This is a genomic window from Mesorhizobium sp. WSM4832 (genome assembly GCF_055811115.1).
The window spans coordinates 166296-187058 of sequence record NZ_JBVVQH010000009.1; the positions used below are offsets into that span (position 1 = coordinate 166296).

Below are 20763 nucleotides of genomic sequence, written 5' to 3' on the forward strand. Positions count from 1 at the left end.
AGTAGGGAGCCTCACTCCGCGGCTTGCAGCTTATCCTGCGTCTTCGTCTCGAAGTCGCTGGCGTCGTGGCGCTCGCGCAGCTGGAAGGCCGGATCGCCGGACATGCGGTTGACCATGCGGCCGCGCTTCACCGCCGGCCTCGCGTCGATTGCGTCGGCCCAGCGCTGAACGTTCTTGTATTCATGCACCGAGAGGAACTGCGCGGCGTCGTTGTAGCTGCGGCCTTTGGCGAGCCCGCCATACCAGGGCCACACCGCCATGTCGGCGATCGTGTAGTCCGGGCCTGCGAGATATTCGCTCTCGGCCAGCCTGCGGTCGAGCACGTCCATCTGCCGCTTGGTCTCCATGGCGAAGCGGTCGATGGCGTATTCGATCTTTTCGGGCGCATAGGCGTAGAAATGGCCGAAGCCGCCGCCGAGGTAGGGCGCCGAACCCATCTGCCAGAACAGCCATGAGAAGGTCTCGGCGCGCGCAGCGCGCTCGGTCGGCAGGAAGGCGCCGAATTTTTCGGCGAGGTAAGTCAGGATCGAACCGGATTCGAACACGCGCACAGGCTTCGGCTCGCTATGGTCCATCAGCGCCGGGATCTTCGAGTTCGGATTGACCTCGACGAAGCCCGAGCCGAACTGGTCGCCGTCGCCGATCTTGATCAGCCAGGCGTCGTATTCCGCGCCCTTGTGGCCGAGCGCCAGAAGCTCCTCCAGCATGATCGTCACTTTCTGGCCGTTGGGCGTAGCCAGCGAATAGAGCTGCAGCGGATGCCTGCCGACCGGCAGTTTCTTGTCATGCGTTGGGCCCGCGATCGGCCGGTTTATCGAGGCGAACTCGCCGCCATTCGGCTTGTTCCAGGTCCAGACTTTCGGCGGGATGTATTGATCCATGTTGAAGGCCTTGTGTTTCGTGAAGCGCGGGATGTTTTGCCACGGATGCCGATAGACTTAGGTGTGGTTTTGCGCGCGTCAAAGAAAAAAGTTCAATCTTCGTTGAACTAGCGCTTGTGCCAGCCCGGCAAGGGGGAAGATCACCCTTGCACCGCGGCCCTTCGGCCATACTTATAGAAGAAGACCCGCAATGCAGGATGGATCGATGACCATCGAAAAAATTTCGCGCTCCGTCGTTGCCGTGCGCGCTACGGTTCCGGACGACGCCTTCACCGCCAATGCGCTGGGCACGCGCCGCGAGGGCAGCGGCGTGGTGATCCGCGACAATGGCCTGGTGCTCACAATAGGCTATCTGATCACCGAGGCAGAGGAAGTGTGGCTGACCGACCAGGACGGCCGCGTGGTCGCCGCGCACGCGCTGGCCTACGACCAGGAGACCGGCTTCGGCCTTGTGCAGGCGCTGTCGCCGCTCGGCTTGCCGGCTGTCCAGTTCGGCGACGCCAGGAAGGCCAAGATCGGCGACGCCGTGACGCTCGCCGACGGCATCGGCCAGCAGGTCGACGCGCATATCGTCACCAAGCAGGAATTCGCCGGCTACTGGGAATATCTGATCGACGAGGCGATCTTCATCGCGCCCGCGCATCCGTCCTGGGGCGGCGCCGCGCTGTTCGACCACGACGGCAAGCTGCTCGGCGTCGGCTCGCTGCGTCTGCAGATGAGCCGCGCCGGCGAGGTGGCCGACATCAACATGGTCGTGCCCATCGATCTTTTGACGCCGATCCTCGACGATCTTACCAAGCGCGGTCAGGCGGCGAAGGCGCCGCGTCCGTGGCTCGGCGCCTTCTCGGCCGAGTCGAACGGCATGGTGGTCGTGATGAGCGTGGCGGAAGGTGGTCCCGCGGCAAAGGCGGGCCTGCGCCAGGGCGACATCATCTCCGACGTGCGCGACGGCGAGGTCGACGGTCTGGCCGATTTCTACCGCAAGCTCTGGCAGAATCCGGCCGGAGCGGAGATCCCGCTGCGCGTGGTTCGCGACGGTCGCGAGACCTGGCTCAGGGTAAAATCCGCCGACCGCAATTCCTTCCTCAAGAAGCCGCAGCTCCAGTAGTCCGGCGCCTTATGCACCCCAGGCTGCTGAAGACTTTTCTCGCGGTCGCGCGGACCGGCAACGTCACGCGCGCGGCGCAAGGGGTCAATCTCGCCCAGTCGAGCGTCAGCCACCAGATCCAGGCGCTGGAGACCGAGCTTGGCGCCAGCCTCTTCACCCGCTCGCGGCAGGGGCTGGAACTGACGCCGGCGGGCGAGGCGCTGAGACCCTATGCCGAGGACCTGCTGGCGCTCGCCGACGACGCCAGGGCCGCGGTAGATGGGATCAGGGCCGAGACGGCTGGCACACTTTCGATCGGCGCGCTGGAGACGATTGCCTCGGCAAGGCTTGCCGGCTGGCTCGCGGGTTTCCGCGCCGCTCACAACGGTATCGACATCAAGCTCAGGATCGCCGGCAGCGCCGACTTGCTGCGCAGGCTGGGGGAGGGCGAGATCGACGTCGCCTTCTGCTTCGAGCGGCCCGCTGAGCTCGATGTCGATGCCGGCGAGCCGGACCAGCGCTTTGCCAGGCGCGTCGTGGCGGTCGAGCCATTGGCGCTGATCGCGCCGCCCGGCGACAACCGGGCCGATGTCGATCTGGCGACGCTGGCCGAGAAGCATTTCGTCGCCACCGAGACTGGTTGCGTCTACCGCGCCATGGTCGACCGGGCGTTTGCCGAGGCGGGTCTCGGCAAGCCCGGCCTCGCCGCCGAAGCCGGCAGCATCGACGCCATTGCCGGGCTGGTGGCGGCCGGCGCCGGCTTTGGCCTGGTGCCGCGGCTGGCGGTCGCCGCCGCGATCGATCGCGGCGAGGTGGCCGAGCTTGCCTGGCCTGGGCCGGTCCGCTCGGCGGACGTCGTGATGATCTGGCGGCGCCGCCGCGTCCAACCGCCGGCGCTGAAGCAATTTCTCGCGGATATCGGCAAGAATTTCGCGCCGGTCAGACCAGCCGGTGGCCGCCCTCGACCTGCAGCGTCTCTCCCGTCGTAAAGCCGTTGCCCATTAGGAAGCGAATTGCGTCGGCGATATCATCAGGCCGCCCGACCCGGCCGACAGGCAGGCGCTTGGCCATAGCGGCAAGCGTCTCGTCCTTTTTCTCGCCCGCGACGAACGCCCAGATCGGCGTGTCGACCCAGCCCGGCGAGACGCCATTGACGCGGATCGGCGCCAGCTCGACGGCGAGAGCCCGCACCAGCCCTTCAAGTGCCGCGTTGACGGCGGCGACCACCGCGCCGTGCGCCGCGGGCCGATAGGCCGCAATGCCGGAGACGAAGGTGAGCGAACCGGTCGGCGGCAACTTCGGCGCGCCATGCTTGGCAAGCAGCAGCGGTCCGTAGAATTTGCTTTCCACCACCCGCTGCGCGGCCTCCAATTCGATCTCGGGCAGCAGCTGGTAGGCGCCTTCGATCGCGGCGGCGGTGCTGACGATATGGTCGAGCCGGCCGATACGCGCGAACAGCGCCGCGACCTCGTGCTCGCGGCCGATATCGACCGCCGCCGTTTCGAGCGCGTCCGGACGGCCGAGATCGTCTCGCGCGGCGTCCAGCTTCGCTTCGCCGCGCCCGGCGATGATGACGTCGGCGCCTTCCTCGAGACAGCGCCTGGCGAGCGCCAGCCCCATGCCCGAGCTGCCGCCGACGATCAGGATTTTCTGCTTGTCCATGTCCACGCCTTTCCTTTGCATGGACTCTGATGTGGCAAGCCGGCGCGCGAAGCGGAAACGGAAGAAACCGATAGCGCCATCGGAAGCTCCGATGGTGAGATCGACGGGCCCGCCGGATTTCGCCGCAAGATCTGGCATAACCGGTCGCGAGACCTGGCCGCGCATGAAATCCGCCGGCCGCGGTCCTTCCCGCGGAAGCCGCAACTGTGGCAACCTTGACTTGGGCGCCGCTCGATCCAGATGCACCGTACGGGCTCCCGAGTTCATGCATTTCGCACCGATCGTCGACGCCTTCAGCAGGCGAATGCCCGCCGAAAGGAGGTATCTGTGAACAACAAGTCGCTTATCATTTTGGCCACGTCGCTGGTTTCCGGCCTCGTGCTTTCGTTCGGAGCAACGCCCATGGCGGCCGCGCAAAGCGCGACAACCAAGATCGTGGTCGGCGCCGATACGACCTTTCCGCCATTCGAGACCGAGACGAATGGCGAGGTCACCGGCTTCGACATCGACATGATCAAGGCGATCGCCAAGGCTGAGAACATGACGGTCAGCCTGAAGACACTGCCGTTCAACGGCATTATCCCGAGCCTGCAGGCCGGCTCGATCGACGCCGCGGTTGCCGGGATAACGATCAAGACCAGCCGGATGCAGAACGTCGATTTCAGCGACGCCTATTACAAATCCGGCCTTTCGGTGCTGGTGATGAATGACGCCGACATCAAGGGCTTCGACGACCTCAAGGGCCACGTGGTCGCCACCAAGAAAGCAACCTCGTCCGTCGACTACCTGACCAGCCACGGTTTCGCGCCCGATTATGTGAAGCAGTTCCAGAGTATCGATGCAGCCTACCAGGCGCTCGAAACCGGCGGGGCGGACGCGGTCATCTTCGACAACCCCGTCAACATTAACTTCAAGGCCGGCCATGACAACGTCAAGACCGTGGGCCCGCTGCTGACCGGCGAATATTACGGCATCGCCATCAGCAAGCAGAAGCCGGAGCTGGTCGACAAGATCAACGCCGGCCTCGCCAAGATCAGGCAGAGCGGCGAATACAAGAAACTTTTCGAAAAATATTTTGGAGGCGATACCAGCGGCGTCGTCAACGAGGTGCAAAAACCGGCCTCCGTTGCGATTTCGGGCTGACGACCGCTCGAATCCCCCGAACGGCGATCCTTCAGCTTTCGCGGCCAGTCCGGCAAGTCGACACGCATGGCGCGAGCCGTGCCATGCGCTCCGATGAGATGGGCGAGAAATAGCACTCCAAGGCACGGTCCATGGGCTCCATCTGGCAAAACCTACCCGTCATCCTCGATGGCCTGCGGCTTACGATCCAGTATTCGATCGTCGCCATCCTCCTGATGGTGGTCATCGGTCTGTTCGGGGCGCTGATGCGCCTGTCGACGGTTGCGCCGCTGCGCTGGATCGCCACCGGCTATGTCGAGATTTTCCGATCCACCCCGCTGCTGGTGCAGCTCTTCTTCATCGTGCTTGGACTGCCGGCGATCCTGCCCGTCAACCAGTGGTTCGGACAACTGACATATCCCATCCTCGCCGCCGCCTTCACGCTCAGCCTGAACGAAGGCGCCTATGTCACCGAGATAATCCGCGCCGGCATTCTCGGCGTCGACCGGGGCCAGAAGGAAGCGGCGCAGTCGATCGCCATGAACGGCTTTCAGACGATGCGCTATATCGTTCTGCCCCAGGCGTTCAAGCGCATGATCCCGCCGCTGGTCAACCAGGCGGCCCAGACGATCAAGGACACCTCGCTGCTGGCGCCGGTCGGCATCGCCGAGCTGGTCTACAAGGGCGAGATCGTGATCGCCGAGACCTTCGCGTCCTTTGCAATCTGGGGGCTGATTGCCGCGCTGTACTTCGTCCTCATCTTCTCCCTGTCGAAGTTCTCGTCCTATCTGGAGAGGAGGCTTCAAGTTGATAAACGTTAGGGACCTTCACAAGTCCTTTGGCCACGACGAGATCCTCAAGGGGATAAGCACTCATGTCGAGGAAAAGGAGGTCGTCGTCGTCATCGGCCCTTCGGGAAGCGGCAAAAGCACGTTCCTGCGCTGCCTGAACGGCCTGGAGAAGGCAACCAGCGGCGAGATCGAAATCGCCGGCATGGTGCTGACCGATCCGAAGACGAACATCCACCAATTGCGCCAGCATGTCGGCATGGTGTTTCAGCAGTTCAACCTGTTCAAGCACCTGACCATTCTGGAGAACGTCACGATCGGGCCGCGCAGGGTCAAGAAGATCCCGGCCGACGAGGCCAACAGGATCGCGCGCGAATTGCTGGCCAAGGTCGGCCTCGTCGGCAAGGAAGAAAGTTACCCCGACGAGCTTTCCGGCGGCCAGCAGCAGCGTGTGGCGATCGCCCGCTCGCTGGCGATGGGACCGGCCGTCATGCTCTTCGACGAGCCGACCTCCGCGCTCGATCCCGAAATGGTGGGCGAGGTGCTGCAGGTCATGAAGACCCTGGCTGTCGAGGGCATGACAATGGTGGTCGTCACCCACGAAATGGGCTTTGCCCGGGAGGTCGGGCATCGGGTGATCTTCATGGATGACGGCATGATCGTCGAGGAAGGGGCACCGAGGGTGCTTTTCTCGGATCCGCAACGGGACCGCACAAAGAGCTTCCTGGCGAAAATCCTGTAGCCGCCGACCCGCTCGCCGGGAGCGGGCGAGAGCGGGGCGATCTGGCCTGACATTTCGTTGCGAAAGTCAGGCGGCCTTGTGGAACTCCATGTCGAATCGCAGAGGATGGCCGAGCGCCTTGAACGCCTCCTCGAGCGAGTCGAGCCGCGAGTTGTGGTCGAGCCGGAATAGCCGGTCGACATGTTCGCGCTGGCATTTCAACTCGCGCATCAGATCCGCGCGACTCCAGCCCTTTTCCCTCAGGGCCATGTACAGGGCCGATTTCAGGAAAACGAGCGCCGGAATCTCCACAAACCATCCCTTGCCCTTGGTTTCCTTGAGCGGGAAGGGGATATCGTCGCCATTCGCAATGCGGGCGGCAATCGCCTCCTCGATTGCATTGCGCCCATTACGGCAAGCTTCTTCCTTGGTGGCGCCATAGGACGCGACCTCGTCGAATTGAGATGCCGTAACCAGCCAGGTATCGTTGTCGTCGGGCGTGAGGGCGAGTTCATACCACATACGCTATCTCCTCTATTTCAGGCCCAAATCCTTCTTGATCTTTTCGACCAAACGCGTTCCAAGCTCCTTGCCGCCACCATGCATTGGCAATTGGGAAACCTTGTCTTTAAAACGCACAGTCAGATGACCGCTCCCACCACGGTGGGTTTCGAAGGTGCATCCCTGCTTGGCGAGCCAGCGCCGGAATTCGTTTGCGTTCATAAAGGATAGCGTACTCCACACATCTGTGGAAGTCAACAGAAGTGTGGAGTTTGCCGAAGCGAGCCGTTTAGCACCTGCTGACAGAAACTGGCGCCAGGGCCCGCTACAATGGCGGCGGAATCGTTCACACTGCTTGCGGCGATAGACGAGGTGACGATGGCCCCGATCAAGGTCGATCCGGACAAGGTTCGCGAGTTCCGCGACGCTGAAAGCTTCCATGCCTGGCTGGCCGACAACCATGCCAGCGAAAGCGAGGTCTGGATCAAGATCCACAAGGTCGGCTCAGGGCTCGCCTCGATCACGCCGAAGCAGGCCATCGATGTCGTGCTCTGCTTCGGCTGGATCGACGCGGTGCGCAAGTCGCTCGACGACAGGAGTTTCCTGCAGCGCTACACGCCGCGCGGTAAAAAGAGTATCTGGAGCAAGATCAACATCGACAATGTCGCGCGCCTGATCGAGGAGGGCCGCATGACCAGCCATGGCCTGCGCGAGGTCGACGCGGCCAAGGCCGACGGCCGCTGGGACCGCGCCTATGGCGGCTCGAAGGAGATGACCATCCCGCCCGACCTGCAGGCCGCGATCGATGCCGAGCCGAAGGCGAAAGCGATGCTGGAAAAACTTTCGGCGCAGAACCGCTTCGCGCTCGCCTTCCGCACCCACAACATGAAGACCGAGGCAGGGCGCAAGAAGAAGATCGCCGATCTGGTGGCGATGCTCAAGCGCGGCGAGACGATCCACCCGCAGAAGAAGTAGGGGCGTGATCCGGAACCGAAGGACCGCGTCAGCGGACATGATCCCCGAAAAGCAAAAACGCCGCCCCTGAAGGACGGTGTTTTCGGGAGCCGATGATCCTGAACCCTGCGGTTCCGGATCATCCGGTCATGAAGTTCGAAGGTGTCGGGCCTTACGCGGCCTTCTTCGCAACATGCTTCTTCACATGGTGCTTGCGCACGTGGTGCTTCTTCACGTGATGCTTCTTGGCATGATGCTTCGAGCGCTTCTTCACGTGATGAAGCTTACGGGCGTGGTGACGATGATGCTTGCGGTGACGCTTCTTGTGCGGGCCATTGCCGGCCGGCTTGGCGGCATCGGTCGCTGCCGGCTTCGCGGCTTCGGTGGTCGCAGCCGGAGCAGTCGTGGTCGCGGCAGTCGTGGCAGCGGCATTGGCTTCGGTGGTGCCGAGCGCCGGCACTGCGAAAGCGAGCGCGACGGCCAGGCCGAGTGCGGAAAGAAGGGTCTTTTTCATAATCGGCAATCCTTGGTTAAGGTCGATGTTTGTTGTCGCGCGCCGCAATCCTTCGGCTGCTCCGGTGCCGCTTATGACAGCCGCTCTTTTCGCGAGTTTTTCCGGACTGTTGAATCTTGTTTCTGGATTATGTCCGGCGAGGTCCGCGCACCGCGGAATGGGGAAGTGGCCGCATGGCGATCGGCGAGGGGCAGCGCTTCCGGATGCGGCTACGCCCCCTGCCGCGGCAATGGCGAACGCAGTTGGCTCAGAGCCACTCATGAGGCGCGTCGTATAATGATTGCGAACTCTTCACCCTAATCAAACGGCGCGATCGATGCGATCTTGCAGTGGACACAAGGAGCCGAAGGAGCAGGAGCAATGACCGGCAACACAAATCAATCCGGCAAGGTGGCGCTGGTCACCGGCGGCAACCGTGGCATCGGCCTGGAAACGGCCCGCCAACTCGCTGAACTGGGTTTCACCGTGCTCATCGGTGCGCGCGACTTCGCCAAGGGCGAGGCGGCGGCGAAAAAGCTCGGCGGCAAAGTCGAGGCGATCGCGTTGGATGTCGCGGCGCCCGAAGCGGCCGTGCAGGCCGCGGCCGAGGTCGAGCGCCGGTTCGGCCGGCTCGACGTTCTGGTCAACAACGCCGCCATCCATTACGACCCGTCGGCGCGAGCGCTCAAGCCGGACTGGACGGTGATCCGCGAGGCTTTCGAGACCAACGTCTTCGGCGCCTGGCGCGTCGCTGTCGCCTTCGCGCCGCTGCTCGGCGCTTCCGGCCATGGCCGGCTGGTCAATGTCTCGTCGGAAGGCGGCTCGCTCGCCTCGATGGGCGCGGGCGCGCCGGCCTATTCGACCAGCAAGGCGACGCTCAACGCGCTGACCCGCATCCTGGCCGCCGAGTTGCGCGGTTCAGGCGTGCTGGTCAATTCGATCTGCCCCGGCTGGGTCGCGACCGACATGGGCGGCCCTGGCGGCCGTCCCGTGGCGCAAGGTGCCGCCGGCATCGTCTGGGCCGCGACCTTGCCTGACGACGGCCCGACCGGCGGCTTTTTTCGCGATGGCAAAAAGCTGCCGTGGTGATTGAAGCTAAGATTTCGGGGGTAAACCATTGAAAAATATGGTTTTTCCACTTGGTCGTCGCGAAATCGCAGCAAGAGTGGAAAAAACTAGCCGGGTCAATGCTTTAGCCAGCAAGCAGCCCAGAATCGGATTCGCCCCGCCGCGCCATTCGCTATGCTACGAAAATAGCATTCTCGGCCCGCGAAATGTGATGCTAGGTTTCGCGCTCCCGGGCGGCGGCGCGAGCGGCAGAGGAGGGACGGCGAGCGGGGCGCGGCCCGCAATTTCTCACGGATATCGGACGGAACTGTTGAACCATTGCGAGGCCGCCGCGTTTCCTGTGGTTGGCCACCAGGGAGGAACCACCAGTGAAAGCATCCTGTCTCGTCTCCGCCGCGCTCATTGCGGCGTCTGCAATGCCGGCGGCGGCTGGCGAAATCTCCGACGGCAAGGTCAAGATCGGCATCCTCAACGACCAGTCGGGCGTCTATGCCGATTTCGGCGGCAAATGGTCGGTCGAGGCCGCCAAGATGGCGGTCGAGGATTTCGGCGGCAAGGTGCAGGGCGCGCCGATCGAGATCGTCAGCGCCGACCACCAGAACAAGCCCGACATCGCCTCCAACATCGCGCGCCAGTGGTACGACACCGAGCAGGTCGACGCGATCATGGAGCTCACGACGTCTTCGGTGGCTTTGGCCGTCCAGGGGCTTTCCAAGGAAAAGAAGAAGATCGACATCGTCACCGGCGCCGCCGCCACCGACCTCACCGGCAAGCAGTGCTCGCCCTATGGTTTCCACTGGGCCTATGACACGCATTCGCAGGCCGTTGGCACGGGCGGCGAGCTGGTCAAGCAGGGTGGCGACAGCTGGTATTTCATCACCGTCGACTACGCGTTCGGCTATTCGCTGAAGGACCAGACCGCCAAGCTCGTCGAGGCCAGCGGCGGCAAGGTGCTGGGCGAGGTGCGCTATCCGTTGGGTTCCACCGACTATTCCTCCTTCCTGCTCCAGGCGCAGTCCTCCAGCGCCAAGATCGTCGGGCTTGCCAATGCCGGCCTCGATACCTCCAACTCGATCAAGCAAGCGGCGGAGTTCGGCATCGTCGCCGGTGGCCAGCGGCTGGCCGCGCTCCTCTTCACGCTCGCCGAAGTGCACGGGCTCGGCCTGCAGGCGGCGCAGGGCGTGGTGCTAACCGAAGGCTTTTACTGGGACCGCGACGACAAGAGCCGCGAATTCGCCCAACGCTTCTTCAAGCGCACCAACCGCATGCCGAACATGATCCAGGCCGGCACCTATTCGGCGGTGACGCAGTATCTGAAGGCCATAGACAAGGCCGGCACCGACGAGACCGAGGCGGTGGCCAAGCAACTGCATGAGATGCCGGTCGACGACGTCTTCACCGCCAACGGCAAGGTGCAGGCCGACGGCTCGATGGTGCACGACATGTATCTCTATCAGGTCAAGAAGCCGGAAGAGTCGAAGAAGGACTGGGACTACTACACCTATCTGGCGACCATTCCCGGCGACAAGGCCTTCATGAAGGCCGAGGACAGCGGCTGCCCGCTCGTCACCAAGTGACGCTCGCCACCGCCACCGCTGTCCGCCCGGACGGCACGGATCAGACGCCGCGGTTGGTGCTTTCCGCCCGCGGCCTCAGGCGCGACTTCGCCGGTTTCGTCGCGGTGAAGGATGTCGATCTCGACGTCCATCACGCAAAAATCCATGCGCTGATCGGCCCAAACGGCGCCGGCAAGACCACCATCTTCAACCTGTTGACCAAATTCCTGCAGCCGACCAGCGGCAGGATCGAATTGCTCGGCACCGACATCACCCGCACGCCGCCGGCAAAAGTGGCGCGCATGGGCCTCGTCCGCTCCTTCCAGATATCGGCGATCTTTCCGCACCTCTCCGTCCTCGACAATGTCCGCGTCGCGCTGCAGCGCCCGGGCGGGCTTGGCTACCAATTCTGGCGCCCGGTCTCGGCGCTGGATCAACTCACGCCAAGGGCGCGCGAGCTGCTCGCCGTCGTCGGCCTCGACGATGCAGCGCATCGTCTCGCCGGCGATCTCTCCTATGGCAGGAAGCGCGTGCTGGAGATCGCCACCACGCTGGCGCTGGATCCCAAGGTGCTGCTGCTCGACGAGCCGATGGCTGGCATGGGGCATGAGGATGTCGGCATGATCTCTGGCATCATCCGCTCGCTCGCAAAAGACCGCGCCGTGCTGATGGTCGAGCACAACCTTACCGTCGTCGCCGACCTTTGCGACTGGATCACAGTCATGCAGCGCGGCCAGGTGCTGGCGGCCGGCGACTACGCCACCGTCAGCAAGGACGAGCGCGTCCGCGTTGCTTATATGGGGACCGAGCATGAGTGAGCCGCTGCTTGCCGTGCGCAACCTCCATGCCTGGTACGGCGAGGGCCATGCCCTGCACGGCGTCAACCTCGATGTCAGGCGCGGCGAGACCGTCACGTTGCTCGGCCGCAACGGCGTCGGCAAGACCACGACTTTGCGCGCCATCATGGGCCTGATCCGCAAGCGTACGGGGACCGTCACCTTCAACGGCAAGAACCTGATCGGCCTGCCGCTGCACCGCGTCGCGCATCAGGGCATCGGCTTCGTGCCGGAAGAGCGCGGCATCTTCGCCACGCTGACCGTCGACGAGAACCTGATCCTGCCGCCGGTCGTGGCCAAGGGCGGCATGAGCGTGGAGGAGATCTTCGAACTCTTCCCCAACCTCAAGGAGCGCCGCAACAGCCAGGGCACGAAACTCTCCGGCGGCGAGCAGCAGATGCTGGCCATCGCCCGCATTCTTCGGACGGGCGTCGAAATGCTTTTGCTCGACGAGCCGACCGAGGGTCTCGCGCCGGTGATCGTGCAGCGCATCGGCGAGCTGCTGGCGACGCTGAAGAAGCGCGGCATGACCATCCTTTTGGTCGAGCAGAATTTCCGCTTCGCCGCCCGCATCGCCGACCGCTTCTACCTGATGGACCACGGCAAGGTGGTGGAAGGTTTTGCCGTGGGCGAGCTTTCCGCGCACACCGACAAGCTGCACGAGGTGCTGGGAGTATGATGGCCAAATGACCATGATCTTCGGCATCCCCATCCAGGCCTTGCTCGGTCAGCTTTTGGTCGGCCTCATCAACGGCTCCTTCTACGCCATGCTCAGCCTCGGCCTTGCCGTCATCTTCGGCCTGCTGCGCATCATCAATTTCGCCCATGGCGCGCTCTATATGCTGGGCGCCTTCATCGGCTATCTGCTGTTGGTGCATCTGGGCATCGGCTACTGGCCGGCGTTGGTCCTGGTGCCGCTTGTCGTCGGCCTGTTCGGCATGGTGGTGGAACGTCTCGCTTTGTCGCGGCTCTACCGCCTCGATCCCCTCTATGGCCTGCTCTTCACCTTTGGCCTCGCCTTGGTCATCGAAGGCGTCTTTCGCTATTATTACGGCGTCTCCGGCAACCCATACGCGGTGCCTGCGCTGCTTGCCGGCGGCACCAATCTCGGCTTCATGTTCCTGCCCAATTATCGCGGCTGGGTGGTGGTCGCCTCGCTCATCGTCTGCATCGGCACCTGGCTGCTGATCGAGAGGACCAGGCTCGGCTCGTACCTGCGTGCCGCGACCGAGAATCCGGAGCTGGTGCAGGCCTTCGGCGTCAACGTGCCGCAGCTGCTCACGCTCACCTACGGGCTGGGCGCGGCCCTTGCGGGCCTCGCCGGCATTCTTGCCGCTCCGGTCTACCAGGTCAGCCCGCTGATGGGCTCGGACATCATCATCGTCGTCTTCGCCGTCGTCGTGGTCGGCGGCATGGGTTCGATCCTCGGCGCCATCGTCACCGGCTACATGCTCGGCCTTGCCGAGGGCCTGACCAAGGTTTTCTATCCCGAGGCCTCGAACCTCGTCGTCTTCGTCATCATGGCGGTCGTGCTGCTCCTGCGCCCGGCCGGCCTGTTCGGAAGGGACGCGTGAGATGAGCGAGGCTACCCTGCACCAGGAACGCGCCGCTGCGTCCGTCAGGCTGGAACGGGCGCTGGTGGCGCTCGGCATCGTGGCGCTGATCGCCGCGCCCTTCGTCGTCTACCCGATCTTCGTGATGAAGATGCTGTGCTTCGCGCTGTTCGCCTGCGCCTTCAACCTGCTCTTGGGCTACACCGGGCTGCTCTCCTTCGGCCACGCCGCCTTCTTCGGCGGCGCCGCCTATTTCTGCGCTTATGCGGTGAAAGCCTGGGACTGGCCGCCCGAGGCCGGCATCCTGCTCGGCACTGCCGGCGCCGCATGCATGGGCCTCGTCATGGGCTTCCTCGCCATCCGCCGGCAAGGCATCTATTTCTCGATGATCACGCTGGCGCTGGCGCAGATGTTCTACTTCTTCTGCGTCCAGGCACCCTTCACCGAAGGCGAGGACGGCATCCAGGGCGTTGCGCGCGGACATCTCTTCGGCGTCATCGATCTCGGCGTAACCATGAACATGTATTTCTTCGTGCTCGCCGTTTTCCTGATCGGCGTCTTCGCCATCTGGCGCATCGTCAACTCGCCTTTCGGCATGATCCTGCGCTCGATCCGCGAGAACGAGAACCGCGCCATTTCGCTCGGCTATTCCGTCGGCCGCTACAAGCTCGCCGCATTCGTCATGTCGGCAGCCCTTGCCGGCTTTGCCGGCGCCACCAAGGCGATCGTTTTCCAGTTCGCCACGCTCACCGACGTCACTTGGCAGATGTCGGGCGAGGTGATCTTGATGACGCTGCTCGGCGGCATCGGCACCATGGCTGGCCCGGCGGTCGGCGCGGGCCTTGTCGTCGGCCTGGAGAACACGCTGGCGACGTCCGGCTTCCCGGTGACCATCGCCACCGGGCTCATCTTCATGGTCTGCGTGCTCGTCTTCCGGCGCGGGATTGTCGGTGAGATCTACGCGCGGTGGCTGGGGCGGGGAGAGTGAGCGCAACGGGGATCTCCCCCTTGCGGGGGGAGATTAGCAGTCCTACGCCGCGCGCTTGGGTTCCACCGCGAACGGGCTGAGCCCCAGCCAGGTCTGCATCTTCCTGCCGATGGCCTTGTCGCCGGTCAGAGCGACCTTCGCGCCGGCCTTCTCGACGGTCAGCAGCCCCATCCAGATCGCCGTCATCGTGTGCAGGTCGGTCGAGACGTAGAGGTCGACCGCGAAGCCTGGATCGTACCAGCACAGGTCGACCTCGCCATGCTTCTCGACGATCAGCCACCAGGAGCGTTTCGACGCCGGCAGGTCCTGATACAGGAATTGTATCACCGTTCGCCCTTCGGGCAGCGGCGTGGGATTCAAATTGCGCCGCATGTCCCACATCAGCAGCGACGGATCGAGGTTCTTCAGCGACAGCCGCGACTCGACCCATTTCTGTCCCCAGAAGCCCATGGCCTCGACCACGGGGCGCAAATCCCGCCCTGCTTCGGTGAGCCGGTATTCGAAGATTCCCTTCTCGCCGGGCACTTCCTTGCGCTCGACGATGCCCGCTATTTCGAGCTCCTTCAGCCGTTGTGACAGAAGGGTTGGCGACATCTTCGGCACGCCGCGGCGCAGGTCGTTGAAGCGGGTCGAGCCCGCCACCAGCTCGCGCATCAGCACCATCGTCCAGCGGGTGCACAGCACCTCGGCGGCCATCGATAGCGGGCAGAACTGCTTGTATCCGTGCTGGGCCATGAATGGTGTCTCTCCCTCGAAGCTGCACCGAACATTAGACCTTCATGATTGAAGCGGCGAGTACAGAAACTGTACCGGCCCAGTACAGATCGCGGACTGGCTGGCACTGGCCCTGTCATGCGAGCCCTTTGGCCGATGCACGGGATACCCCTGTGCGCCGAACCAGGAGACTAACCATGACCGCCTACCTTATCGCAGACATCAAGGTGAAAGACCCGAAATGGATACCGGACTATGCCGCCACCGTGCACGACCTCGTTCACAAGCATGGCGGACGGTACCTGGCGCGCAGCGGCAATGTGAAGACGGTTGAGGGCAAGCCGCTCGACACCACGCTGATCGCGCTGATGGCCTTCCCGTCGGAATCAGCGGCTCGCGCCTTCACCGACGATCCGGCCTATGCGCCCTTCGTGTCGGCCCGCCGGGGCGGCAGCGACAGCCGTTTCCAGCTGATCGACAACACCGATCTGGCCGGAACGATTTCGTACCTGCCGAAGGGATGATCGGCGACCGCCGCATCGTACCCGGGATCATCAAGCACAAACAGCCGCGGCGCTTGCCTGTCGCGCCGCCGTATTTTCGGCGGCCGGCCAGCCGGGCTTTTTCAGGAAGAACGCAATGAACATGACACCAAACTTTTGGAACAGGCTGCTCATGGCGGCGGCAGCGCTGTCGGCCTGCGCGACTCTCGCTCAGGCGCATCAGGACGCGGCTGCGTCCGTGTCCGGCGACAGTCCGCTGGCCGGCAAGGTGCGGGAGGCCAACAGCCGGTTTCTCGACGTGAAGGCCGCGACCGCCGAGGGCTATGCGCCCATTCCCTGCGCCAGCGGCATCACCGGCGGCGCCATGGGCATCCACTACGTCAACGGCCAATATCTGAAGGACGACAAGATCGACATCGCCCGTCCCGAAGCGGTCATGTACGAGCCGATGGCGGATGGCACGATGAAGCTGGTCGCGGTCGAATACATCACCTCCAAGGGTCCGGCATCGCTCGACGGCCAGCTGTTCAACTTCAACAGCGCGCCCAACCGCTACGGCCTGGGCGAGTTCTACGAGCTGCATGTCTGGGCCTGGAAGGGCAACCCGACCGGCACCTTCGCCGACATGAACCCGAAAGTGTCGTGCGAACACGCGCCGGCGCCGACCCAGTAACGTTTGAGGATTGGCACAAGCCGAGGACGCGGTTCTTCCTTCTCCCCTTGTGGGAGAAGGTGGCCGAGCGAAGCTCGGTCGGATGAGGGGTGCTCCAGGGAACTCCAACGTCTCACTCCGCTGGAACACCCCTCATCCGTCTCGGCGCTGCGCGCCGATCCACCTTCTCCCACAAGGGGAGAAGGTCAGTTAACTCTCACCCCACCGGCACTTCCAGCCCGACCTTCACGCGGTCCATCGCCACAAACGTGCGAAACCTTTTGACGTTGTTGTTCTCGAAGAACAGCCGTCCCGTCAGCGCCTCGTACTCGGCCATAGTCGCCACGGTGACGACGAGGATGAAATCGGCCTCGCCGGTGACGTAGTAGCACTGCTGCACTTCCGGCACCGCGGCGAAGCCGCGCTTGGCGGCGTCGATCAGCTCGGCGCGTTCGCTCTCGACCTCCACCTCGACGAAGATCGTGATCGGGTGGCCGAGCCGGGCCGGATCGACCAGCGCGACGTTGGCGCGGATGACGCCGGTCTCCTCCATGCGCTTGATGCGCCGCTGCACGGCCGGCGCCGACAGGTTCACCCTCTCGCCGATCGTGCGCTGCGGCGTGGCGTTGTCCTTCTGCAGGATGGAAAGGATGGCGCGGTCGAAGGCGTCGAGGTCGGGCGAAGCGGACATGGCGGCGTCCAAACGAAACAAACTTGCATTGGAGATGGCAAAACAGAGCGCCTTTCTCGCTCGCTGTGCAATAAATTTCAGCCATCAAGAGGAGAAAGCCGATCCATGTTCCTGCTCAACCACCTCCCGGATCATCGCCAGCCACTGACCGAGGAAGACGCCGCGACGCTTGGGCTCGCCGGCGCCGGGGAGGCCGAGCGTTTCCTTGCCGCGCGCAACAACCATGCCGAGACGCCGCTGCACGCCTTGCCGGTGCTAGCCGGCGAACTCGGCGTCGGCTCGGTTCACGTGAAGGACGAAGGCAAACGCCTCGGCCTCGGCAGCTTCAAGGCGCTGGGCGGTGCCTATGCCGTTATGCATCTGGTGCTGGAGGAGGCAGGCAGGCGCCTCGGCCGCGCCGTCGAGGTCGAGGAACTGAATAGCCCTGACGTGAAGGCGGTTGCCGCCGGCATGATTTTCGTCTGCGCCACCGACGGCAATCACGGACGCTCGGTGGCGCAGGGCGCCGGCCTTGTTGGCGCGCGCTCCGTCATCTTCGTCCATTCGGGCGTCAGCAACGGACGCGTGGCGGCGATCGCCCGCTTCGGCGCCGAGATCATGCGCGTCGCGGGCGACTACGACCAGTCGGTCCGGGAAGCCGCCCGCGTGGCCGCGGAGCGCGGCTGGACCGTCGTCTCCGACACATCCTGGCCGGGCTACGAACGCATACCGGGGCTGGTGATGCAGGGCTACACCGTGATCGTGCGCGAGGCGCTGAAGCGCTTGCCTGAGCCGCCCACCCATGTCTTCCTGCAGGCCGGCGTCGGCGGTTTCGCCGCGGCGGTCGCCGGCCATCTCGCCATCATGCTTGGCCAGCGTCGCCCGAAGGCAATCGTGGTCGAGCCCGCGCGGGCGGCGTGCGTCTACGCCACCGCAAAGGCCGGGCGTCCAATCGCCATTGCGCACAGCAAGCCAACCGTGATGGCGATGCTCGAATGCTACGAGCCGTCCTTGGTCGCCTGGCGCGTGTTGTCGCGGGTCGGAGATGCTTTCATGACCGTGGACGAAGAAGATGCGGTTTCGGTGATGAACCGCCTGGCGCGGCCTTCAGGCAATGATCCGGCGATCGTCTCCGGCGAGAGCGGCGGGGCAGGGCTCGCCGGGCTGATCCGCGCCGCAAGCGACAAGAAGATGCGGGCGGCGCTTGGCCTTGATGCGGGCTCCCGCGTGCTTATCATCAACTCCGAAGGCGCGACCGACCCGGGCCGCTATGTCGAACTGGTCGGGATGACGCCGGATGAGGTTGCACAAGCGAGGCAGCCGGCATGAGTGACCCGACGATCAATGCCGAGCGTCTTGTTGGCCGCATCGAGGAGCTCGGCAGAATCGGCCGCGACGCGCAAGGGCGGCTCGTCCGCGTCGCCGCCTCCGACATGGACCGGCTCGGCCGCGACCGCCTCGTCGGCTGGCTGGAGGAGGCAGGGCTCGAGGTCGCCGTCGACCGTATCGGCAACATTTTTGGCATCTGGAAGGATGGCGCCAACGAAAGCCAGGCGCCGGTCATGCTCGGCTCGCATATCGACACCGTGATCGACGCCGGCATCTATGACGGCTGCTACGGCGTGCTCGCTGCTCTTGAAGTGATCGAGAGCCTGAAGGAGGCTGGTTTCGCGCCGGGCCGCCCGGTCGTGGTCGCGGCCTTCACCAATGAGGAGGGCGTGCGCTATTCCCCCGATATGATGGGCTCGCTGGTCTTTGCCGGCGGCCGCGGCCTCGAGCAGGCGCTGACCTCGATCGGCACCGACGGCTCGGTGCTGGGCAAGGAGCTGGAGCGTATCGGCTACGCCGGCAAGCACGAGCCCGGTTTCCTCGAGCCGCATGCCTATGTCGAGCTGCATGTCGAGCAGGGGCCGGTGCTCGAGCGCGAGGGCATCGCCATCGGCGCGGTCGAAAACCTGCAGGGCATTTCCTGGCAGCGCATAACGATCGACGGCGAGGCCAACCATGCCGGCACCACGCCGATGTCGATGCGCCGCGATGCCGGCCTCGCCGCCGCGCGGGTGATCTGCTTCCTGGCGGACCGCGCTGCCGCCTCGCCAACGCGGACGGTCGCGACCGTCGGCACCATCGCCTTCGAGCCCAACGCCATCAACGTCATCCCGTCGCGGGCGACCTTCACCATTGATCTTCGCGATCCCGACGAAACCCACCTTCGCGAAGAGGAAGCAGCGCTCGCCGCCTTCCTCGACAACCTTTCCGCGAGCACCGGCATCACGATCCATGCCGAAAGCCTGGCGCGTTTCGAGCCGGTGACCTTCGATGCCCGCATCGTTTCGCTGATCGAGGATGGCGCCAGGGCCGCCGGTCTTTCCTGCCGGCGCATGACCTCGGGCGCCGGCCACGACGCCCAGATGATCGCGCGCATCGCGCCGTCCGCGATGATCTTCGTGCCGAGCCGGGGCGGCATCAGCCATAATCCGGCCGAGTTCACCGCCGCCGGCGAACTGGTTGCAGGCGCCAACATCCTGCTCGGCGTCGCCGCCAAGCTGGCTGCCGGTTGATTCCGGGGACGAACGCAAATGAGCGGGGTCGCCGGGAAAAATACCACCAAAAATAGTCATGTTGGCGGTATCGAGGAGGTCCTGGCGAACATTCGGCGACATCTGATCGAAACAAAAATCAATCACTTAGCTGAATTAAGGCGCCGGAATCGCGCCCGCCAACGCAGTCCAGTGCCTCGCAGGAAGAATAGCATGCTGCTCATCAACCAACGTCCCGAACACAACCAGCCATTGGTTGCCACCGATGCCGAGTCCCTCGGCATGGCGGGAGGCGAGCGGGCCGAGCACTATCTCAAGGCGCGCGACAACCATGCCGAGACACCGCTGCACGCCTTGCCGGCGCTGGCCGATGAACTCGGCATCGCGGCGCTTCACATCAAGGATGAGGGCCAGCGGCTTGGCCTTGGCTCCTTCAAGGCGCTGGGCGGCGCCTATGCCGTCATCCGGCTGGTGCTGGAGGAGGCCAGCAAGCGCCTCGGCCGCGACGTCGATGTCGGCGAGATCGGCGAGCCAAGAGTGCGCGAGATCGCCTCCGGCATGATCTTCGTCTGCGCCACCGATGGCAACCATGGCCGTTCGGTCGCGCAGGGCGCCGGCCTGGTCGGCGCGCGTTCGGTGATCTTCGTCCATGCCGGCGTAAGCCGCGAGCGTGTCGCTGCCATTGCCCGCTTCGGCGCCGAGATCGTCGAGGTCGAGGGCGGCTATGATCATGCCGTGCGCGAAGTCGCCCGCGTCGGCGCCGAGCGCGGCTGGAAGATCGTCTCCAACACCTCCTGGCTGGGCTACGAGCGCGTCCCCGGCCTTGTCATGCAGGGCTATACGGTGATCGTGCGCGAGGCGCTGCGGCGCATGGCCGAGCCGCCCACCCATATCTTCCTGCAGGCCGGCGTCGGCGGCTTCGCGGCGGCGATGGCCGGCCATATGGCGATTATGCTCGGCTCGAGGCGGCCAAAAGCCGTGGTGGTCGAGCCGAGGCGCTCGGCTTGCGTCTACGCTTCGGTCCAGGCCGGACGTCCGGTATCGATCGCACACCAGCAGCCGACCGTCATGACGATGCTCGAATGCGCCGAACCGTCCCTGGTCGCCTGCCGCGTGCTGTCGCGCGTCGGCGATGCCTTCATGACGGTGGACGAAGAGGATGCGGTCGCGGTGATGAAGCGGCTAGCGCGGCCCTCGGGCCACGATCCGGCGATCGTCTCCGGCGAGAGCGGCGGGGCAGGGCTCGCCGGACTGATCCGTGCGGCGGGCGACAAGCCTGTGCGGGCAACACTCGGCCTCGACACCCATTCGCGCGTCCTCGTCATCAACTCGGAGGGAGCGACCGATCCAGGCCGCTATGCCGAGCTGGTCGGCGTCGCCCCGGACGAGGTGCTCATGCAGGTTGCCTGAAGCAATTCCGGCAAATTGCAGCTGTCAGGCTCGGCGACTTCGCCGTAGCCTCCCGTCCGCAATT

General features: G+C 64.4%; 24 protein-coding genes. 17 read left to right on the forward strand and 7 right to left on the reverse strand.

Going from position 1 to position 20763, the window contains the following annotated elements:
- Positions 1-11: 11 nt before the first annotated feature.
- Positions 12-881 (reverse strand): glutathione-dependent disulfide-bond oxidoreductase, encoded by an 870-nt coding sequence (yghU, locus tag AC0L2L_RS15115; RefSeq protein WP_027169724.1) that lies wholly within the window; start codon positions 879-881, stop codon positions 12-14.
- Between the two features lie 205 nt (positions 882-1086).
- On the opposite strand from yghU, the gene AC0L2L_RS15120 reads away from it, so the two are divergent.
- Both AC0L2L_RS15120 and AC0L2L_RS15125 read left to right on the forward strand, forming a co-directional pair.
- Positions 1087-1989, forward strand: a complete 903-nt coding sequence (locus AC0L2L_RS15120; protein ID WP_473579374.1) for a S1C family serine protease — start codon at positions 1087-1089, stop codon at positions 1987-1989.
- Between the two features lie 11 nt (positions 1990-2000).
- Positions 2001-2957, forward strand: a complete 957-nt coding sequence (locus AC0L2L_RS15125; RefSeq protein WP_473579375.1) for a LysR family transcriptional regulator — start codon at positions 2001-2003, stop codon at positions 2955-2957.
- On the opposite strand, the gene AC0L2L_RS15130 is transcribed toward AC0L2L_RS15125, so the two are convergent.
- Positions 2908-3630 carry an SDR family oxidoreductase gene (locus AC0L2L_RS15130; RefSeq protein WP_473579376.1) on the reverse strand — a complete coding sequence of 241 codons (723 nt, stop codon included), beginning with the start codon at positions 3628-3630 and terminating at the stop codon, positions 2908-2910. The genes AC0L2L_RS15125 and AC0L2L_RS15130 overlap by 50 nt on opposite strands.
- Positions 3631-3957: 327 nt before the next feature.
- Here AC0L2L_RS15130 and AC0L2L_RS15135 point away from each other — a divergent pair, with 327 nt between their 5' ends.
- The 3 genes from AC0L2L_RS15135 (at position 3958) to AC0L2L_RS15145 (ending at position 6282) form a co-directional block, all read left to right on the forward strand.
- Positions 3958-4773, forward strand: a complete 816-nt coding sequence (locus tag AC0L2L_RS15135; RefSeq protein WP_473579377.1) for a transporter substrate-binding domain-containing protein — start codon at positions 3958-3960, stop codon at positions 4771-4773.
- Positions 4774-4904: 131 nt separating this feature from the next.
- Positions 4905-5573 (forward strand): amino acid ABC transporter permease, encoded by a 669-nt coding sequence (locus tag AC0L2L_RS15140; protein ID WP_473579378.1) that lies wholly within the window; start codon positions 4905-4907, stop codon positions 5571-5573.
- Complete coding sequence (locus AC0L2L_RS15145) at positions 5560-6282, forward strand: amino acid ABC transporter ATP-binding protein (protein ID WP_473579379.1); 723 nt, start codon at positions 5560-5562, stop codon at positions 6280-6282. Before AC0L2L_RS15140 ends, AC0L2L_RS15145 begins: the two co-directional genes overlap by 14 nt.
- A 66-nt stretch (positions 6283-6348) precedes the next feature.
- Here the strand turns inward: AC0L2L_RS15145 and AC0L2L_RS15150 are convergent, their stop codons facing one another.
- On the reverse strand, positions 6349-6783 hold the full coding sequence (locus tag AC0L2L_RS15150) for a type II toxin-antitoxin system HicB family antitoxin (RefSeq protein WP_473579380.1): 435 nt from the start codon (positions 6781-6783) through the stop codon (positions 6349-6351).
- 12 nt (positions 6784-6795) lie between these two features.
- Positions 6796-6984 carry a type II toxin-antitoxin system HicA family toxin gene (locus AC0L2L_RS15155; protein WP_140631443.1) on the reverse strand — a complete coding sequence of 63 codons (189 nt, stop codon included), beginning with the start codon at positions 6982-6984 and terminating at the stop codon, positions 6796-6798.
- A 156-nt stretch (positions 6985-7140) separates the two neighbouring features.
- Between AC0L2L_RS15155 and AC0L2L_RS15160 the strand changes: the two genes are divergently transcribed.
- Complete coding sequence (locus tag AC0L2L_RS15160) at positions 7141-7737, forward strand: YdeI/OmpD-associated family protein (protein WP_473579479.1); 597 nt, start codon at positions 7141-7143, stop codon at positions 7735-7737.
- Positions 7738-7888: 151 nt separating this feature from the next.
- Here AC0L2L_RS15160 and AC0L2L_RS15165 read toward each other — a convergent pair whose 3' ends face one another.
- Positions 7889-8230, reverse strand: a complete 342-nt coding sequence (locus AC0L2L_RS15165; protein WP_473579381.1) for a hypothetical protein — start codon at positions 8228-8230, stop codon at positions 7889-7891.
- A gap of 360 nt (positions 8231-8590) precedes the next feature.
- Between AC0L2L_RS15165 and AC0L2L_RS15170 the strand changes: the two genes are divergently transcribed.
- From AC0L2L_RS15170 to AC0L2L_RS15195, 6 genes are all read left to right on the forward strand, one after another.
- A complete protein-coding gene (locus AC0L2L_RS15170; RefSeq protein WP_473579382.1) occupies positions 8591-9298 on the forward strand; it encodes an SDR family NAD(P)-dependent oxidoreductase in 708 nt (235 codons plus the stop codon).
- A gap of 347 nt (positions 9299-9645) precedes the next feature.
- On the forward strand, positions 9646-10854 hold the full coding sequence (locus AC0L2L_RS15175; protein ID WP_473579383.1) for an ABC transporter substrate-binding protein: 1209 nt from the start codon (positions 9646-9648) through the stop codon (positions 10852-10854).
- Positions 10851-11651, forward strand: coding sequence for an ABC transporter ATP-binding protein (locus AC0L2L_RS15180; protein ID WP_473579384.1), 801 nt, complete (start codon positions 10851-10853; stop codon positions 11649-11651). The genes AC0L2L_RS15175 and AC0L2L_RS15180 overlap by 4 nt, the downstream gene beginning before the upstream one ends.
- Entirely contained in the window at positions 11644-12348 is a 705-nt protein-coding gene (locus AC0L2L_RS15185) for an ABC transporter ATP-binding protein (protein WP_473579385.1), read from the forward strand. The genes AC0L2L_RS15180 and AC0L2L_RS15185 overlap by 8 nt, the downstream gene beginning before the upstream one ends.
- A gap of 7 nt (positions 12349-12355) precedes the next feature.
- The gene (locus tag AC0L2L_RS15190) at positions 12356-13243 is read left to right on the forward strand and encodes a branched-chain amino acid ABC transporter permease (RefSeq protein WP_473579386.1); all 888 of its coding nucleotides are present in this window, start codon (positions 12356-12358) and stop codon (positions 13241-13243) included.
- Position 13244: 1 nt separating this feature from the next.
- Positions 13245-14210: a branched-chain amino acid ABC transporter permease gene (locus AC0L2L_RS15195; protein ID WP_473579387.1), complete on the forward strand. Its 966-nt coding sequence runs from the start codon at positions 13245-13247 to the stop codon at positions 14208-14210.
- Between the two features lie 42 nt (positions 14211-14252).
- Here the strand turns inward: AC0L2L_RS15195 and AC0L2L_RS15200 are convergent, their stop codons facing one another.
- Positions 14253-14945 (reverse strand): winged helix-turn-helix transcriptional regulator, encoded by a 693-nt coding sequence (locus AC0L2L_RS15200; RefSeq protein WP_473579388.1) that lies wholly within the window; start codon positions 14943-14945, stop codon positions 14253-14255.
- Positions 14946-15121: 176 nt separating this feature from the next.
- On the opposite strand from AC0L2L_RS15200, the gene AC0L2L_RS15205 reads away from it, so the two are divergent.
- Both AC0L2L_RS15205 and AC0L2L_RS15210 read left to right on the forward strand, forming a co-directional pair.
- Complete coding sequence (locus AC0L2L_RS15205; protein ID WP_473579389.1) at positions 15122-15448, forward strand: DUF1330 domain-containing protein; 327 nt, start codon at positions 15122-15124, stop codon at positions 15446-15448.
- Positions 15449-15569: 121 nt separating this feature from the next.
- Entirely contained in the window at positions 15570-16100 is a 531-nt protein-coding gene (locus tag AC0L2L_RS15210) for a hypothetical protein (RefSeq protein WP_473579480.1), read from the forward strand.
- Positions 16101-16296: 196 nt separating this feature from the next.
- Here the strand turns inward: AC0L2L_RS15210 and AC0L2L_RS15215 are convergent, their stop codons facing one another.
- Complete coding sequence (locus tag AC0L2L_RS15215; RefSeq protein ID WP_473579390.1) at positions 16297-16770, reverse strand: Lrp/AsnC family transcriptional regulator; 474 nt, start codon at positions 16768-16770, stop codon at positions 16297-16299.
- A gap of 105 nt (positions 16771-16875) precedes the next feature.
- Between AC0L2L_RS15215 and AC0L2L_RS15220 the strand changes: the two genes are divergently transcribed.
- The 3 genes from AC0L2L_RS15220 (at position 16876) to AC0L2L_RS15230 (ending at position 20699) form a co-directional block, all read left to right on the forward strand.
- Positions 16876-18078, forward strand: a complete 1203-nt coding sequence (locus AC0L2L_RS15220; RefSeq protein ID WP_473579391.1) for a diaminopropionate ammonia-lyase — start codon at positions 16876-16878, stop codon at positions 18076-18078.
- A complete protein-coding gene (locus AC0L2L_RS15225) occupies positions 18075-19310 on the forward strand; it encodes an allantoate amidohydrolase (RefSeq protein WP_473579392.1) in 1236 nt (411 codons plus the stop codon). The genes AC0L2L_RS15220 and AC0L2L_RS15225 overlap by 4 nt, the downstream gene beginning before the upstream one ends.
- Positions 19311-19502: 192 nt before the next feature.
- A complete protein-coding gene (locus AC0L2L_RS15230) occupies positions 19503-20699 on the forward strand; it encodes a diaminopropionate ammonia-lyase (protein WP_473579393.1) in 1197 nt (398 codons plus the stop codon).
- The last annotated feature ends 64 nt before the right edge of the window (positions 20700-20763 follow it).

Bases quoted from the DNA above. Each gene is read 5' to 3' on its own strand.
- yghU (WP_027169724.1), bottom strand. From the start codon at position 881: ATGGATCAATACATCCCGCCGAAAGTCTGGACCTGGAACAAGCCGAAT.
- AC0L2L_RS15120 (WP_473579374.1), top strand. From the start codon at position 1,087: ATGACCATCGAAAAAATTTCGCGCTCCGTCGTTGCCGTGCGCGCTACG.
- AC0L2L_RS15125 (WP_473579375.1), top strand. From the start codon at position 2,001: ATGCACCCCAGGCTGCTGAAGACTTTTCTCGCGGTCGCGCGGACCGGC.
- AC0L2L_RS15130 (WP_473579376.1), bottom strand. From the start codon at position 3,630: ATGGACAAGCAGAAAATCCTGATCGTCGGCGGCAGCTCGGGCATGGGG.
- AC0L2L_RS15140 (WP_473579378.1), top strand. From the start codon at position 4,905: ATGGGCTCCATCTGGCAAAACCTACCCGTCATCCTCGATGGCCTGCGG.
- AC0L2L_RS15150 (WP_473579380.1), bottom strand. From the start codon at position 6,783: ATGTGGTATGAACTCGCCCTCACGCCCGACGACAACGATACCTGGCTG.
- AC0L2L_RS15155 (WP_140631443.1), bottom strand. From the start codon at position 6,984: ATGAACGCAAACGAATTCCGGCGCTGGCTCGCCAAGCAGGGATGCACC.
- AC0L2L_RS15160 (WP_473579479.1), top strand. From the start codon at position 7,141: ATGGCCCCGATCAAGGTCGATCCGGACAAGGTTCGCGAGTTCCGCGAC.
- AC0L2L_RS15165 (WP_473579381.1), bottom strand. From the start codon at position 8,230: ATGAAAAAGACCCTTCTTTCCGCACTCGGCCTGGCCGTCGCGCTCGCT.
- AC0L2L_RS15170 (WP_473579382.1), top strand. From the start codon at position 8,591: ATGACCGGCAACACAAATCAATCCGGCAAGGTGGCGCTGGTCACCGGC.
- AC0L2L_RS15185 (WP_473579385.1), top strand. From the start codon at position 11,644: ATGAGTGAGCCGCTGCTTGCCGTGCGCAACCTCCATGCCTGGTACGGC.
- AC0L2L_RS15190 (WP_473579386.1), top strand. From the start codon at position 12,356: ATGACCATGATCTTCGGCATCCCCATCCAGGCCTTGCTCGGTCAGCTT.
- AC0L2L_RS15195 (WP_473579387.1), top strand. From the start codon at position 13,245: ATGAGCGAGGCTACCCTGCACCAGGAACGCGCCGCTGCGTCCGTCAGG.
- AC0L2L_RS15200 (WP_473579388.1), bottom strand. From the start codon at position 14,945: ATGGCCCAGCACGGATACAAGCAGTTCTGCCCGCTATCGATGGCCGCC.
- AC0L2L_RS15205 (WP_473579389.1), top strand. From the start codon at position 15,122: ATGACCGCCTACCTTATCGCAGACATCAAGGTGAAAGACCCGAAATGG.
- AC0L2L_RS15210 (WP_473579480.1), top strand. From the start codon at position 15,570: ATGACACCAAACTTTTGGAACAGGCTGCTCATGGCGGCGGCAGCGCTG.
- AC0L2L_RS15215 (WP_473579390.1), bottom strand. From the start codon at position 16,770: ATGTCCGCTTCGCCCGACCTCGACGCCTTCGACCGCGCCATCCTTTCC.
- AC0L2L_RS15220 (WP_473579391.1), top strand. From the start codon at position 16,876: ATGTTCCTGCTCAACCACCTCCCGGATCATCGCCAGCCACTGACCGAG.
- AC0L2L_RS15225 (WP_473579392.1), top strand. From the start codon at position 18,075: ATGAGTGACCCGACGATCAATGCCGAGCGTCTTGTTGGCCGCATCGAG.
- AC0L2L_RS15230 (WP_473579393.1), top strand. From the start codon at position 19,503: ATGCTGCTCATCAACCAACGTCCCGAACACAACCAGCCATTGGTTGCC.